Here is a 15,608-nt window from a genome sequence, read left to right as displayed (position 1 = left end):
GGCACCCAACCAGCCCTATTTCATTCATTGATGCCATCATTACAAGACCGTTCGGCGGCCGTCTCAGCGGCGGTGTCTCGCGCGCTCCGACGCAGCCGGGAGTTCGTCGCGGACACCGACCCCGTCGCGCTGGCCGTCGTCGGTGTCATGACCGTTTCGCTGCTCGGCGCGCTCGCCGGGTTCCTCCTCGTCTCCGCGTTGACCGCGGTGCCGTTCGTCGTGTTCCTCGCGAGCGCGGCGTACGGCTGGGTGTTCCACCAGGAACTCACGGCGCGCGCGCTGACGCTCGCGATGACCGTCTCGACGATACTGATACTGCTGCTCATCATCGTGTTCATCTTCGCCGAATCGGTTCCGGTGATTCGGTACGAGAGCGCGACCGTGTTCGGCGTGAGCGTCCCCGGCCTCCGGCTGTTCATTCAGCCGAACTGGGACGCGGTTTCGCCGCCGATCCGGTACTCGATGGTGCCGATGATTCACGGCACCGTGATGGTCACGCTGATAGCCACCGCGGTCGCCGGCCCGCTCGGCGTCGCCGCGGCGCTCTTCCTCTCCGAGATCGCGCCCCCGGCCGTCCGCGAGACCGTAAAGCCCGGCGTGGAAATCCTCGCCGGCATCCCCTCTATCGTGTACGGCTTCATCGGGTTCACGCTCCTCGGGCCGTGGGCGTCCGATAAGTTCGACATCCTCGGACAAGGCACCTACCTGTTCGTCGGCATCGTCGTCGGGATGATGGCGCTCCCAACGGTCGTCTCGGTGGCCGAGGACGCGCTCGCGGCGGTTCCGGAGTCGATGAAGTCCGGGTCGCTCGCCATCGGCACGACCGACTGGCAGACCATGACCAGCATCACGCTCCCCGCGGCGATTTCCGGCGTCTCGGCGGCCGTGTTGCTCGGCGTCGGGCGCGCCATCGGCGAGACGATGGCGGCGACCGTGATGCTCCGCGGCGTCCCGCGGCTCACCGAGCCGATCTACAACGTCTTCTACGGCCAGGAGACGCTCACGTCGCTCATCGCGCGGAACTACGGGGAGGCGGACGGCCTCCAGATGGACGCGCTGTTCGTCGCGGGCGTCATCCTCTTCGTGACCGTGCTCGCCATCTCCGTCGTCTCGCAGTACATCGAGGCGCGGATGCGGCACGAGCTCGGGGGTGACGCCTGATGGCGGCCGAATCCCGGACGGCGCTCGTCGCGGGCGACACCTCGCGCACGGACGCCGTCGCCGGGCTCGCTGTCGGCATCGCCGCCGTGGTGTTCGCGACCGCCGCGGCCGCGATGTTCGGCGTCGTTAGCCTCACTGACACCGTTCTCGGGATCGACGTCCTCGTCGTTCTCGGCGGCCTGCTCGTCGCGCTCGGCGTCGCGGTTATCGCGTTCGGCGTCGGCTCCCGACTCGGGTACGTCGAGACCCAGCCGCGGCCGAGCGCGGGCCTCGTCGCCGGCATCGCGTTCACCGTCATCTGGTTCGTCACGGGCGGCCTCGTCGCCTCCCAGACGCTCGGCCTCGGCACCGTCGGGTGGCTGCTCGTCGCGGTCGGCGTCGGCGCGGTCGCGTTCGCCGTCACCACCCTCACTCGGGAGGACATCGGGTCGACGCTCCCCGCCGGTGCGATAACCCTCCTCGCGGGCGTCGTGTTCCTCCTCGGCGTCATCGACGCCTCGTGGGCGTGGAACCTCCAGTGGGAGCAGAAGGCGTCCTTCACCGCGGCGGTCGTGATTCCCGGGCTGACGCTGTTCTGCGCGCTCGTCTCCGGCTGGGCGTCCGCGAAAGCCTACGGCGGGTTCGGTGCGCGCGGCCGGCACGCCGGCGCCTACCTCCTCATCTACCTGAACGCACTCGCCATCATCGCCGTCCTGTTCGGCCTCGTCGCGTTCACCGCGTTCAAGGGCTTCCCCGGGCTCGCGCGCGGGTTCGAGGTCGGACTCGGCGTCGGGCCGACGACGACCATCGCGTTCTTCCTCCACCTCCCGTTCGTCGACGTCGCGCCCGGGTTCTCGTTCAGTTTCGACTGGCCGTTCTACCTCCCGTTCGCGATGAACGGCGTCGGACTCCTCAACGACTTCAACGGCGTCCTCCCCGCCATCGTCGGCACGGTCTGGCTGGTGGTCGGCGCCTCGTTGTTCGCCATCCCGCTCGGCGTCGGCGCCGCCGTCTTCCTCACCGAGTACGCGGAACGCGGCCGGTTCACCCAGGTAGTGGAGATAGCGACGAACGGCCTCTGGAGCACGCCCAGCATCGTGTTCGGCCTGTTCGGGTTCGCGTTCCTCGTCCCGCGGTTCGGCGGGAACAAGAGCCTGCTCGCGGGCATGCTCACGCTCGGGTTCATGCTCCTCCCGCTCGTCCTCATCACGAGCCGCGAGGCGATGCTCGCCGTCCCGGACGAGTACCGGGACGCGAGCGCCGCGCTCGGCGTCTCCCAGTGGCAGACCATCAAGAGCGTCGTCATCCCGGCCTCGATACCCGGCATCGTCACCGGCGTCATCCTCGGCGTCGGCCGCATCGCCGGCGAGACCGCACCCCTGCTGTTGACGATGGCGGGGGGCACGTTCGTCCCCGGCGGCCAGACCGTCGACGTCATCGGCGGGTTCGCGTTCCAGGCGACGCCGCCGTTCGTCACGAACCCCGAACTCCTGCAGGCGACGAGCGCGCTCCCCTACCAGCTCTGGGCGCTCATCGCCGCGGGCGTCGGCGTCTCCAGTAACGTCGGCGACGGCGAGGCGTTCAAGTGGGCGACCGCGCTGATACTTCTCGTCGTCGTCCTCGGCTTCTACGCGATCGGCATCGCGATGCGACAGTACTTCCGGCGGAAAATCAACGCATGAGCGAAACCACACAGACCACGACCGACCAGTCCCTCGAAACCACGAGCGGCGAAACCACCGAATCAGTACAGGACGAGTGGCGCAACCACAGTTTCGACGGCGCGGCCAAGCTCGCCGTCGAAGACCTCGACGTCCACTACGGCGAGGAGCACGCGCTCACGGACATCTCCATCGACATCCCCGAACAGTCCGTCACCGCCCTCATCGGGCCGTCGGGCTGCGGGAAGTCGACGTTCCTCCGGTGTCTCAACCGAATGAACGACCGCATTAGGGTGGCTGACATCGACGGGTCGGTCGAACTCGACGGCGAGGAGATCTACCAGGACGGCGTCAACCTGGTCGAGCTCCGTAAGCGCGTCGGGATGGTGTTCCAGCAACCGAACCCGTTCCCGAAATCCATCCGCGACAACGTCAGCTACGGCCCCCGCAAACACGGCGACCTGGACACGAGCCTGTTCTCCCGGTTACTCGGGCGGAGCGACGAGGAGACGGAGGCGGAGCTGGTGGAGCGCGCGCTCCGGCAGGCGGCGCTCTGGGACGAGGTGAACGACCGCCTCGACGACAACGCGCTCGGCCTCTCGGGCGGCCAACAACAGCGCCTCTGCATCGCGCGGACGCTGGCGACCGACCCGGAGGTGATTCTGATGGACGAGCCGGCGAGCGCCCTCGACCCCATCGCCACCGCCAAAATCGAAGACCTCATCGACGAACTCGCGGAGGACTACACGGTCGTCATCGTTACCCACAACATGCAGCAGGCGGCGCGGATCTCGGATCAGACCGCGGTCTTCCTCACGGGCGGCGAGCTCGTGGAGTACGGCGACACCGACCAGATCTTCGAGAACCCCGAGAGCCAGCGCGTCGAAGACTACATCAGCGGAAAGTTCGGATGACGCGGGAGAACTACCAGGACGACCTCGCCGACCTCCGGCGGGACGTGCGGGAGATGGGCGACCTCGTCCTCGGGCGGTTGGACGACGGGCTGGCGTGTCTCGCGGGGGACGCTGACGACGGCCTGGCGCGCGAGGTCATCGCGGGCGACGACGAGGTGAACGAGCGCTACCTCGCGCTGGAAGACGACTGCGTCGACCTCATCGCGCTCCAGCAGCCCGTCGCCGGCGACCTCCGGTTCGTGGTCGCGTCGTTCAAGATACTCACCGACCTCGAGCGCGTCGCCGACCTCGCCGTGAACCTCGCGGAGTACTCGCTCGCCGCGTCGAGCGCGGCGGTTCCGACGGGCGACCTGGAGGCAATCGGCGAGCGGGCGCGCGGTCTCGTGGAGCGAGCGCTCGACGCGTACGCCGACGCCGATCCGGACGAGTGCCGCGCCATCGGGGACGCGGACGACGAAATCGACGCGCTGTGCGCGCGGGCGAACGAGACCGTCGTCCGCGACCTCATCGAGCGGGAGGCCGACGCGGACGCGTGGACGGTCGAGAGCCTGCTGGACGACGTGTCCCGCGTCCTGCTCACCGTCCGGGATCTCGAACGCGTCGGCGACCACGCCGTGAACGTCGCGGCGCGCACGCTGTACATGACCGAGAACGACCCCGCGCTCATCTACTGATGGAGTCCCGGAAAGTCCAGTCCGTCGGCGGCGGCACGCTTACCGTCTCGCTTCCCCGGGAGTGGGCGGACGCGACCGGGGTGTCCGCGGGCGACTCCGTCGACCTGCACGCGCACCTCGACGGCGTGCTCGTCCTCCAACAGGGCGCGAGCGAGGACGACGACACCAGTCACGTCACCGTTCGCGCGGTCGGCGAAGACCGCATCGGGACGGTCGTGCGCGCGGCGTACACCGCCGGGTATCGGTCGATAGCGCTCGACGCGCCCGGGGGCGTGACGACGGGCCAGCGGCGCGCGCTCGACCGCGCGGTGCGCGGCCTCCCCGGCCTGAACGTCGTGGAGGAGGGCGGCGACGAGGTTCGGTTGCGGTACGTGCTCGACCCGGCGGAGGTGTCGGTGCCGCAGTCGGTTCGCCAGCTGGCGTTCGTCGCGCGGAGCGTAGGGCGGGACGCCGCGGACGCGCTCGCGGACGGCCGCGAGGTCGCGTTCGACGACCAGGCGAGTCAGGCGAGTCGGTTGCGCGCGATGGTCGACCGGCACTTCTCGCGCGCGCTCTCCCGGCTGGACGAGGTGGACGCGCTCGGCCTGACGCGGCCGCGGCTGGCGGCGCTCCGGACGGCCGCGCACGAACTCCGCGCGGCCACTGGGGACGCCGCCCGACTCGCGTCCGTCGCCGGCGACGTGGACGCGGAGAGCGAGTTCGCAGACGAGGTCGCGGCGCTCGCGGGGACGGCGCGCGAGGCGGTGGACGGCGCGACCCGGAGCGTGCTCGGGGACGCGGGCGTGGACGGCGCGCACGACGCGCTCACGGCCGTTCGCGGCCTGCGGGACAGCCTCGACGACCTCGACCGGCGGTTGTTCGAGGCGTCGGACGCGGACTACCGGCTCGTCCGCGCGGCGGACGCCGTCCGGGCGATGGCGGGCCGCGCGGAGCGCATCGCGACGGTCGGCGTGCAGCGCGGCCTCCGGAACGGCGCGTACGTCGCCGCAGAGGACGGCCCCGAGACGCCGCAGTAGCCGCCGGTATTTTTGCCGGAATTCGTGGGCTTACCTGTACGCCCCCTGTCGGATTCATCACGAATGAAGAAACAGTTACTCGTGACCGACTTCCTCGATCGCGCACGCGACTACTACGGCGACTGCGAGGGCGTCGTCGGCGCGGACGGGACGCGGTTCACGTACGGTGAGTTCGGCGAGCGCGTCGACGCGTTCGCCGCCGCGCTCCAAGACCGCGGCGTCGAGTCTGGCGACCGGGTCGCCGTCGTCGACCCGAACACGCACTACCACCTCGAAGCCGCCTACGGCGCGATGAGCGCGGGCGCGATTCACGTCCCCCTGAACTACCGCCTCACGCCCGACGACTACGAGTACCTCCTCACTGATTCGGGCGCGGACGTGGTGTTCGCGGACTACGAGTACGCGGAGAAGGTCGAGGCCGTGCGCGACGACGTGCCCGCCGAAACCTTCGTGACGAACGACCCGGACGCGGTCGACGGCGAGTGGCTGGACTTCGAGGCGTTCCTCGGCGACCCCGACGACTACGAGCGCCCCGAACTGCACGAGGACGACCTCGCGACGATCAACTACACCTCGGGCACGACGGGCGACCCGAAGGGCGTCTGTCGCACCCACCGCACGGAGTCCCTGCACGCGCAGTTGGCGACGATTCACCACCACCTCGCGGACGACGACACCTACCTGTGGACGCTCCCGATGTTCCACGTCAACGGCTGGGGGCACATCTACGCCGTCACGGGCCGGGGCGCGACGCACGTCTGCACGCGCGGCGTGGACGCCGAGACGGTGTTCGACGCCATCGCGACGGAGGACGTGTCCTTCCTCTGCTGTGCGCCGACCGTCCTCACCCTCCTCCAGGAGTACGCCGAGGAGAACGACCCCGACTTCACGGGCGCGAATCCGGTTCGCGTGACTGCGGCGGGGAGCGCGCCGCCGACCGCGACGATTCGCGCCGTGCAGGAGGAGTTCGGCTGGGAGTTCCTCCAGCTGTACGGCGCGACCGAGACCGGGCCGCTCATCGCCACCTCGGACGCCGAACGCCTCCTGCCCGAGTCGGGCGAGGCGCGCTACGATGCCCAGCAGCGCCAGGGCGTCGCGCCGCTCGCGACCGACCTCCGTGTCGTGGACGAGGACGGCGAGCGCGTCCCCCGGGACGACAGCACCATCGGCGAAGTGGTGGTGCGCGGGAACCAGGTGATGGAGCGCTACTGGAACAAGCCAGAACAGACCGAGGAGGCGTTCAGCGGTCGGTTGGAGGGGTTCTTCCACACGGGCGACCTCGCGACCGTGGACGAGAACGGCCTCATCTCCATCAAAGACCGGAAGAAGGACATCATCATCTCGGGCGGCGAGAACATTTCCTCCGTGGAGCTGGAGGACACGCTGTTCGGTCACGACGCGGTGGGCGAGGTGGCGGTGATTCCGTCGCCCTCGGAGAAGTGGGGGGAGACGCCGAAGGCGTTCGTCGTACCCGCGGACGGCACGCCCGAAGACCCGGGCGTCACCGCGGAGGAACTCACCGAGTACACGAGAGAGAACCTCGCGAGCTACAAGACCGTCCGCGAGGTGGAGTTCGTGGAGTCGATTCCGATGACGGCGACCGGAAAGATTCAGAAGTACGAACTCAGGGAGCGCGAGTGGGACGACGAGGACGGCATGGTTGGCGAGGGCTAGCGAGCTAGAGGAGGTCGGCGAGGAGTTCGTGCGAGCGCAGCCCGGTCTCGTGGTCGGGGACCGTGTGCTGAATCATGATTTCTTCGACGCCGAGACGCTCGGTGAGCTGGGAGAAGACGGCGTCGAGGCGGTCGGGGGTACCGGCGAGCGCGCGCGGCCACTCGTCCTCGGGGAGCGTCTCGGGCGTCGGGTCAGGGAGGCCGCCGAGTTCGTCGATGGCGTCGGGGACGGTCGGCGTGGCCGTGAGGTCGCCGCGGCGCAGGCGTTTGCGGGCGGCCATCGACACGGCGCGCAGGCGGGCGGCCTCGTCGTTCGTGTCGGCGGCGACGGCGTTCACGGCGACCATCGACCGCGGGCTGTCGATACCGGCGGCGAGCGACGAGGGCTCGAAGTTCTCGCGGTAGGCGTCGAGCGCATCGGGCGCCCACTGCGGACGGATGAAGGACGCGAAGCAGAAGGGAAGGCCGAGTTCGCCCGCGATGGTCGCGCTCGCGGTGCTCGAGCCGAGCACCCACGGCTCCGGCGGTCGTTCGCCCGAGCGCGGCACCTGGAGATCGGCGTACGCGTGACCCGGCGGGTAGTCGTCGTAGAGGTGGCTGAGGACGGCCTCGATCTTCTCGCGGTGGTCGTCGTCGGGGTTCTCGACGTGGCGCTCGGTGCCGAGCGCGCGGTCGGCGGCCGGCGACCCGTTCGCGCGACCGAGGCCGATATCGACCCGGCCGGGGGCGAGCGCGTCGATGGCGCCGAACTCTTCTGCGACCTTGAACGGACTGTAGTGGTTCAAGAGCACGGCGCCCGACCCGAGGCGGATGCGGTCGGTGTGCGCGGCGAGGTGGCCGAGGAGGACTTCGGGCGTCGTGCCCGCGAGCCGGTCGGCGCGCCCGTGGTGTTCCGCCACCCAGAACCGCTCGAAGCCCAGCTCCTCGGCCTGCTGGGCGGCCTCGATGGTGTTCGCGTAGGCGTCGGTCGCGGTGCCGCCGCGCGGGACGGGCGAGAGGTCGACGACGGAGAGCTTCATACCCGCAGTCGGGCCTTCGCGGGAATAACGGTTCGGCAAGGGGCGAACACGACTTAGGTTCGGTTCATCCCGGAGTCCACGCCGGACTGCATGAACCGCGCGAGGATGCGGCCGATGCTGCTGTGCTCGGTCCACATCGCCTCCTCGCCGCTCCCGCCGTCGGTGGCGGCGGCGAGCAGGACGGTTTCGTCGTCCACCATCAGCGCGCGCCCCGCGAAGTCGGCGGGGTGGTCGTCGTCCATCACGAGCACGCGAATCGGGGCGTTCGCGAACCGCTCGCGCGCGCTCGGTTCCGCGCTCAACACGGTGACGGCGAGGCCGTCGGCGGCGCGGTCGCGGAGCGCGGCCGCGATGCCGTCGGTGATGGAGCGTTCGGCGGGCGCGACGAGGAACACGCTCTCCGCGGCGTCCGCGACGAGGTCGGCGATGCGGTCGCTGATGGGTTGGCGGCCGCGGAGGGTGGCGACCGCACCGGTCGTCTCGCGGTTCGTCGCGGTGGTGCGGAGGTCTTCGAGGTGGTCGAAGGCCGCGTCGCGTTCGCGTTCGAGGCGCTCCGTGAGTTGGGTGCGGGCGGCGTCGAGGCTCACCGCGCGGTACTGTTTCGGCGAGGACTCGACGAGTTCCGCGAGGCCGCGTTCGACGAGGGCGTCGGCCGCGCCGTACACCTGCGAGCGCGGCACCTCGGAGGCGTCGCTCACTTCTTGAGCGGTGGCCGTGCCGAGTTCCTGGAGGGCGACGAACACCCGCGCCTGGTAGTTCGGGAGGCCGAGTCGTTTCAGGGCGGCGACCGCGTCTCGTGTGCTCATTGTGTCTCGCGGCAGGTACCGGGTGTTCGCCGGGCGGGTTCTTCAGTACCCCGCTCCGCGATCGACATATGTTGTAGTATAATACAAAATTTATATCGTAGGTGAGAGTAGACGGCGGTATGTCACCGGCATCGCGGTTCGCGGGGTTCGTCACGACCCACAGCAAGGTCGTCGTCGCCGTCCTCCTCGTCGCCACGCTCGCGGTCGGCGCGGGCGCGGCGAACGTCGACGGCGGCCTCACCATCGCGGGGTTCACCAGCGACTCCCCGGAGGCCGACGCGTACGACTACGCCCAGGAGAACTTCCGAACCGGCGGCGAGAACACGACCGTCGCACAGGTCGTCGTGCGCGGCGAGAACGCGCTCTCGAAAGAGAGTCTGCTCGCCAGCCTCCGCTTCCAGCGGGAGGCGAGAGCCACCGCGAGCGTGAACCAGACCCTCCGCGACGACCGGGCGTTCGTCGACCTCGCCTCGGTCGTCGCGACCGCCGCAATCCGCGCGGAGGACGGCGCGAACGCCACCGCAACGCCCCCGCTCGACGCCCAGATCGCCCAGCTGGAGGCGATGACTGCGAGCGAAGTCGAGACCACGGTCGCGCGCGTGCTCGACCCCGACGCCTCGATCCACGGAATCGACCCGTACTCGCTCCTCCCGACCGACTACACGCCGGGCGCGACGACCGCCGACGCCCGGGTCGTCTACGTCTTCCAGGACACCACCGGCGCGACGGGCGACGGCCTCCCCGACGCCGTCGCCGCCGCCCAACTCGACCTCAAGGCTATCGCCGCCGACACCCTCCCCGGCGAGAGCTTCGTGTTCGGCGCGGGCATCGTGAGCGAGGAGAGCACGCAGGCTACCGGCGAGAGCTTCGCCATCATCTCGCCCGTCGCGTTCCTCCTCATCATCGCCGTCCTCGGGTTCGCGTACCGCGACGTGGCGGACGTGCTGTACGGCCTGCTCGGCGTCGCGCTCACGCTCGTCTGGATGTTCGGGTTCATGGGCTGGGCGGGCATCGGCCTCACCCAGATCCTCATCGCCGTCCCGTTCCTCCTCGTCGGCCTCTCCATCGACTACGCGCTCCACGTCGTGATGCGCTACCGGGAAGCCCGCGCGGACGACCCCTCGCGCTCCCGCCGCGAGGCGATGCGCCGCGGCCTCGCCGGCGTCGTCGTCGCCATCGGCGCGGCGACGTTCACCACCGCCGTCGGCTTCCTCTCGAACGCCGTCAGCCCCGTCGGGTCGATCCGGGACTTCGGCCTCGTGAGCGCCGCCGGTATCGCCGCCGCCTTCATCGTGTTCGCCCTGCTCCTGCCCGCGCTCAAACTCGAACTCGACGGCCTCCTCGCCCGCGTGGGCCTCGACCGCAGGGCGTCCCCGTTCGGCCGCGGCGGCCTCGCGGGCCGACTGCTCGGCGTCGGCGCGACCGCCGCGCGGCGCTCCCCGCGCGCGATTCTCTCCGTCGCGCTCGTCCTCACCGTCGCCGGCGGCGCGGTGGTCACGGACATCGACACCTCCACCGACCGAACCGACTTCCTCCCCCGTGACTCCCCCGAGTGGATGGATTCTCTGCCTGAGGCGTTCCAGCCGAGCGACTACAGCCTCGTCGAGCACGCCCAGTACCTCCAGAACGCGTTCGTTCAAGATCGCGCGCAGTCCACGGCCATCCTGCTCTTACGGGGAGACGTGACGAAGCCGGGAACGCTCGACGCGATCGCGGCGGGCCGCGCCGACCTCCGGGACGCCAGGGCCACCGTCACGCTCGCTGACGGACGTCTCGCCGCGACCGGCCCGCTCGAAACCATCGAGGCCGTCGCCGCCCGCAACGACACCGTCGCCGCCGTCGTCGCGGACGCCGACACCGACGGCGACGGCGTTCCCGACCGGAACCTCGCCTCGGTCTACGACGCCATCTACAGCGCAGCACCGGACGACGCGGCCGCCGTGATCGCCCGCGAAAACGGCGACTACCGCGCGCTCCGCGTCGCCGTCTCCGTCTCCGGGAGCGCCGAACCCGAGACAGTGGCGGGCGGCCTGCGCGCGGTCGCCGAAACCGTCGAGTCCGAGAGCGGCGTCTCGACCATCGCGACCGGCCAGCCCATCGTGAGCTACGTCGTCCAGCAGAGCGTGCTCCGGACGCTCGTCGAGGGATTCCTCATCACCGCGGGCGTCATCCTCGCGTTCCTCACCGTCATCTTCTGGACGCGCTATCGCTCGTTGACGCTCGGCGCGGTCGTGCTCGCACCCGTCGTCGCCGCGCAGGCGTGGCTGTTCGGCACGATGTACCTCGCCGGACTCGCGTACACCACCGAGACCGCCATCATCGCCGCCATCGGCATCGGCATCGGCGTGGACTACGCCATCCACATCGGCGAGCGGTTCGTGGACGAGTACGACGGCGAGAACGCCCCGGACGCGCTCTCCCGAACCCTGACGGGAACGGGCGGCGCGCTCCTCGCCAGCGCGGCCACCACCGTCGCCGGGTTCGGCGTGCTCGCGCTCGCGCTCGTCCCCTCGCTCCAGCGCTTCGGGTTCGTGACGAGCGTCGCCATCGCGTACGCGTTCCTCGCGAGCGTGCTCGTCCTCCCAAGCCTCCTCGTCGCCTGGACGCGGTACACGGACGCCGCGGTCGCCGAGTGAGCGCTACCCTATCGAGAATTGGTCGAAGCGGCGGCCGGTGAGCGTCTCCGGTTCCAGCCAGAACAGTCGGCGGGCGGGGCGACGATCCATACCCACCAGTTCGGGAACGCGCCGTTGAGGGGTTGCGTCGCTACCGGCCGCGGCCGGGCGTCCACTCGCCGTCGAACTCCTCGTGCGTGAACTGGCGGGCGTCCTCGCCGGAGTACGTGGCGACGAGGTGGCCGTCGCCCTCCAGGTAGTACTTGTAGGTGGTGAGGCCGTCCAGACCGACGGGGCCGCGGGCGTGGGTCTTCCCGGTGCTGATGCCGACCTCCGCGCCGAGGCCGTACCGGTAGCCGTCCGCGAACCGCGTGGAGGCGTTGTGGAAGACGCTCGCCGCGTCGATGCCCTGCATGAACACCGCGGCGTGCTCGTCGTTCTCCGTGAGGATGGACTCGGTGTGCTTCGACCCGTGCGCGTTCACGTGGTCGACGGCGTCGTACACGTCCGCGACGACCTTAACGGCGAGTTCGAGGTCGCCGTACTCGCTGTCCCAGTCGTCCGCCGTCACGGGATCGACGTCCACGATGTCGCGCGTCTGTTCGTCGCCGCGGAGCGTCACGCCCGCCTCCCGGTAGCGCTCCACCATCCCGGGCAGGAACTCGGGGGCGATCGACTCGTGGACGAGCAGGGTCTCGACGGCGTTACACACCGCGGGGTACTGGACTTTCGCGTCGAACGCCACGTCCGCGGCCATGTCGAGGTCGGCGTCGTCGTCCACGAACACGTGACAGACGCCCTCGGTGTGGCCGAGCACGGGAATCTGGGTGTTGTCCTGGATGTAGGAGACGAACTCCGAGGAGCCGCGCGGCATCACGAGGTCGACGCTGTCGTCCATGTCGAGGAGTCTGTCCACGTCCTCGCGGGCCTCGATGAGCTGCGCCCAGCCCGGGGACACGTCGTCGGCGACCTCGGTGATGATGTCGTAGAGGACGCGGTTCGACTCGCTCGCCTCGCTCCCGCCCTTCAGGATGACGGCGTTCCCGGATTTGAGGGCGAGCGCCGCGATCTGGACGAGCGCGTCCGGCCGCGACTCGAAGACGGTGGCGACGACGCCGATGGGCACGGAGACCTTGTAGAGGTCGAGGCCGTCGTCGAGTTCCCGCGCGGAGAGCGTGCGACCGAGCGGGTCGTCCTGGCCCGCGACGGACTCCACCATCCCCGCGATGTCCTCGACCTTCGACTCGTCGAGGCGGAGGCGGTCGACGAGCGCCGCGGAGTACTCGCCGCGCTCGTGCGCCGCCTCGGCCGCGTCCACGTCGAGTTCGTTCGCGTCCAGTATCTCGTCGGTGCGCTCGCGGAGCGCGTCCGCGAGGTCGTAGAGGGCGTCGTTGCGTTCCGCTTCAGAGACGTTCGCGAGGTCGAGCGCCGCGCGCTCCGCCGCGTCGACCTTCTCGCGTGTGCTCTCAGTCATCGTTCTCGATGGGGACGAATACGGTGCCCGCGGGCTTCCCGGTGGCGATTCTGTCGAGGACGTCCGGCGTCGCCGAGCCCGCGATGACCGCGGGGATGCCGTGCTCGGCGGCGGCGCGCGCCCGTTCGACCTTCGTCAGGATGCCGCCGAACGACCCGGTCGCCGTCTCCTCGATGACGCGCTGAACCTCGTCGTAGTTCTCGCCGACCGCCTCGATGCGGTGGGCGTCCGCGTCGTGCTTCGGATTCCCCGTGTACACCCCGTCCACGTCGGTCAGCGTGACGAGGAGGTCGACGCCGACGCCGATAGCGACGGACGAAGAGAGCATGTCGTTGTCGCCGATGCGGATCTCCTCGGTGGCGACCGCGTCGTTCTCGTTGATGATGGGGACGACGCCCCAGTCGAGCAGCGTGTCGACGGTGTTCCGGACGTTCGTGAACCGCTCGGGGTTCGAGAGGTCGTGCTCGGTGAGGAGGAGCTGGGCTATCTTCTGGTCGTAGCGCTCGAAACTCCGCGTGTAGTGCCGCATCAGGTGGCTCTGCCCCACCGTCGAGAGCGCCTGGCTCTCCTCCAGCGTGTGACTCTCCCGGTCGAGGTCTTCGATGGCGTCGATGCGGCCGATACCCGCGCCGACCGCGCCCGACGACACCAGGAGGACGTCCCTCCCGCGCTCGCGGAGGTCGACGATGTCGTCCACGAGCTTGTCGAGCTTCTCGCGGTCGAGCCGCGAGCGCTCGTCCGTGAGCGAGTTCGTGCCCGCCTTCACGACGACGCGCTCGGCGCTCGCCGCCCGCTCGCGCGCCCGCTCGACGCGCTCGGGGCTGACGCGCGCGACGGTTCGTTCCTCACTCATCGTAGTCGTCTGCGAGTTCCCGAGAGCGCTTCTCGGCCGCGTCGACCGCCGCCCGGACGGCCGCGTCGGCGTCGCTGTCCCAGAGGACGTCCATCCCCTCGATGGTGGTGCCGTTCGGCGAGCAGACGGCGTCGATGAGTTCGTCGACGGTCCGGTCGTCGCGCAGCACGGTCTCCGCCGCGCCCTTGAACGTCTGCGCCGCCAGCACCTCGGCCTGCTCGGGGTCGAGGCCGCCGTCCACGCCCGCGTCCTTCACCGCCTCGATGAGGTAGAACGCGAACGCCGGCCCGCTCCCGTTCACCGCGGTCGCCGTGTCCATCTGTTCCTCGGGCACCTCGACGTACTCGCCGAGCGCGTCCAGGATGTCGCGGACATCGTCCGTCACGCCTTCCTCGGTGACCGCCGCGGCCATGTCGCGGCTGGCGGCCGCGAGGTTCGGCATCACCCGCACCACGTCCGCGTCCGTTCGCGCGTCCACGAACCCGCGGGAGACGCCCGCGGCGACCGTGACGAGCGTCTGGCCCGCGCGGAGGTCGAGGTCGTCGAGGACGTGCGGGACGACGTCGGGCTTCACCGCGATAACCACGACGTCCGCGTCCCGGGCCGCCTCGATGTCGGTGGTCGTCTCGGCCGCGAACGGCGCGACCTCGGCGAGCGCGTCCTCGTCGAGGTCGATAGCCGTCACGTGGTAGCCGTCCGTCCGTGCGAGTCCGCGGACGAACGCCCCGCCCATGTTCCCGCAGCCGATCACACTCACGCGTGTCATACGTGGGGAGACGGGATAGACGAGTATAGGGACTGCGCTTAGCGCAAGCGCGTGACGGCCTGCCTAGAGGATGCGTTTGCCGAGCGCGCTCGCCGCGAGTTCGGCCGCCATCTCCGCGGTCTGGTTGCGCTCGTCCAGAATCGGGTTCACTTCCACGAGTTCGAGGCTGCGCAGCACGCCGTCCGCCCGGTCGCGGTCGGCGAGGCGTTCGAGCGCCGCGTGCGCCTCCCGGTACGTGACGCCGCCGCGGACGGGCGTTCCGACGCCGGGCGCTTCGTTCGGGTCGAGCCAGTCGAGGTCGAGGCTGACGTGCACGCCCTCGACCCCCCGGCTGGCGATGTCGATGGCTTCGTCCACGACGGTGAGCAGGCCGCGCTCGTCGATGTCGCTCATCGTGAACGCCGTCATCTCGCTGTCCCGGATGTCCGCGCGCTCGTCCGCGTCGAGCGACCGCAGGCCGACGAGCGCGACGTTCTCCTCGCGCAATCCGGTGGCGTTCGCCCACTCCATGTCCGCGAACCCGTCCTTGCCGAGCGCGGCCGCGAGCGGCATCCCGTGGACGTTCCCGGACGGACTGGTCTCGGGCGTGTTGAAGTCGCCGTGCGCGTCGAACCAGATGGCGCCGACCTCGGCGTCGCGCGCGCTCCCGACGAGGCTGCCGATGGCGATGGAGTGGTCGCCGCCGAGCGCGAGCGGGAGGTCGCCGTCCGCGATGGAGTCCGCGACCTCGTCCGCGAGTTCCTCCGCGACCTCCCGGGTCTCCCGGAGGAACTTCGCGCGGCCCGAGGCGGGGCGTTCCCGGTCGGGGTCGCGCTCCTCGGCCCGCGGGACGGCGAGGTCGCCCGCGTCGGTCGTTCTCGCGCCGGTCGACGCTATCTGGTCGGCGAGTCCCGCGTACCGGATGGCGGACGGGCCCATGTCGACGCCGCGTCGGTTCGCGCCGTAGTCGGAGGGCGCGCCGATGATGCGAACTGAACGAGACATACGGCAAAAAACG

13 protein-coding genes are annotated in these 15,608 nt (G+C 70.1%); 7 read left to right on the top strand and 6 right to left on the bottom strand.

Going from position 1 to position 15,608, the window contains the following annotated elements; all coding sequences use genetic code 11:
* Window positions 1-30: 30 nt before the first annotated feature.
* The 6 genes from pstC (at window position 31) to FQU85_RS09245 (ending at window position 7,079) form a co-directional block, all read left to right on the top strand.
* Complete coding sequence (gene pstC, locus FQU85_RS09270) at window positions 31-1,161, top strand: phosphate ABC transporter permease subunit PstC (RefSeq protein ID WP_145847178.1); 1,131 nt, start codon at window positions 31-33, stop codon at window positions 1,159-1,161.
* Window positions 1,161-2,822: a phosphate ABC transporter permease PstA gene (gene pstA, locus FQU85_RS09265; RefSeq protein WP_145847176.1), complete on the top strand. Its 1,662-nt coding sequence runs from the start codon at window positions 1,161-1,163 to the stop codon at window positions 2,820-2,822. The genes pstC and pstA overlap by 1 nt, the downstream gene beginning before the upstream one ends.
* Window positions 2,819-3,715, top strand: a complete 897-nt coding sequence (gene pstB, locus FQU85_RS09260; protein ID WP_145847174.1) for a phosphate ABC transporter ATP-binding protein PstB — start codon at window positions 2,819-2,821, stop codon at window positions 3,713-3,715. The genes pstA and pstB overlap by 4 nt, the downstream gene beginning before the upstream one ends.
* On the top strand, window positions 3,712-4,389 hold the full coding sequence (gene phoU, locus FQU85_RS09255; protein WP_145847172.1) for a phosphate signaling complex protein PhoU: 678 nt from the start codon (window positions 3,712-3,714) through the stop codon (window positions 4,387-4,389). Before pstB ends, phoU begins: the two co-directional genes overlap by 4 nt.
* A complete protein-coding gene (locus tag FQU85_RS09250; RefSeq protein ID WP_145847169.1) occupies window positions 4,389-5,405 on the top strand; it encodes an AbrB/MazE/SpoVT family DNA-binding domain-containing protein in 1,017 nt (338 codons plus the stop codon). Before phoU ends, FQU85_RS09250 begins: the two co-directional genes overlap by 1 nt.
* Before the next feature lie 63 nt (window positions 5,406-5,468).
* A complete protein-coding gene (locus tag FQU85_RS09245; protein ID WP_145847167.1) occupies window positions 5,469-7,079 on the top strand; it encodes a long-chain-fatty-acid--CoA ligase in 1,611 nt (536 codons plus the stop codon).
* Window positions 7,080-7,083: 4 nt separating this feature from the next.
* On the opposite strand, the gene FQU85_RS09240 is transcribed toward FQU85_RS09245, so the two are convergent.
* Window positions 7,084-8,097, bottom strand: a complete 1,014-nt coding sequence (locus tag FQU85_RS09240; protein ID WP_145847165.1) for an LLM class flavin-dependent oxidoreductase — start codon at window positions 8,095-8,097, stop codon at window positions 7,084-7,086.
* Between the two features lie 53 nt (window positions 8,098-8,150).
* Complete coding sequence (locus tag FQU85_RS09235) at window positions 8,151-8,903, bottom strand: TrmB family transcriptional regulator (RefSeq protein ID WP_145847163.1); 753 nt, start codon at window positions 8,901-8,903, stop codon at window positions 8,151-8,153.
* Window positions 8,904-9,022: 119 nt separating this feature from the next.
* On the opposite strand from FQU85_RS09235, the gene FQU85_RS09230 reads away from it, so the two are divergent.
* Window positions 9,023-11,539, top strand: coding sequence for an RND family transporter (locus tag FQU85_RS09230; protein WP_145847161.1), 2,517 nt, complete (start codon window positions 9,023-9,025; stop codon window positions 11,537-11,539).
* A 130-nt stretch (window positions 11,540-11,669) separates the two neighbouring features.
* Here FQU85_RS09230 and FQU85_RS09225 read toward each other — a convergent pair whose 3' ends face one another.
* The 4 genes from FQU85_RS09225 to rocF all read right to left on the bottom strand — a co-directional run bounded on the left by FQU85_RS09225 (window position 11,670) and on the right by rocF (window position 15,595).
* Entirely contained in the window at window positions 11,670-12,992 is a 1,323-nt protein-coding gene (locus FQU85_RS09225) for a glutamate-5-semialdehyde dehydrogenase (RefSeq protein ID WP_145847159.1), read from the bottom strand.
* Complete coding sequence (gene proB / locus FQU85_RS09220; RefSeq protein WP_145847157.1) at window positions 12,985-13,845, bottom strand: glutamate 5-kinase; 861 nt, start codon at window positions 13,843-13,845, stop codon at window positions 12,985-12,987. The genes FQU85_RS09225 and proB overlap by 8 nt, the downstream gene beginning before the upstream one ends.
* Window positions 13,838-14,611: a pyrroline-5-carboxylate reductase gene (gene proC / locus FQU85_RS09215; RefSeq protein WP_145847155.1), complete on the bottom strand. Its 774-nt coding sequence runs from the start codon at window positions 14,609-14,611 to the stop codon at window positions 13,838-13,840. Before proC ends, proB begins: the two co-directional genes overlap by 8 nt.
* A gap of 63 nt (window positions 14,612-14,674) precedes the next feature.
* On the bottom strand, window positions 14,675-15,595 hold the full coding sequence (gene rocF, locus FQU85_RS09210; protein ID WP_145847153.1) for an arginase: 921 nt from the start codon (window positions 15,593-15,595) through the stop codon (window positions 14,675-14,677).
* Window positions 15,596-15,608 lie beyond the last annotated feature (13 nt).

This window comes from Salarchaeum sp. JOR-1 (assembly GCF_007833275.1).
Taxonomy (GTDB): Archaea; Halobacteriota; Halobacteria; order Halobacteriales; family Halobacteriaceae; genus Salarchaeum.
The sequence above is the reverse complement of the archived record's forward strand: the minus strand, read 5'-3'. Positions and strand labels throughout refer to the sequence as shown.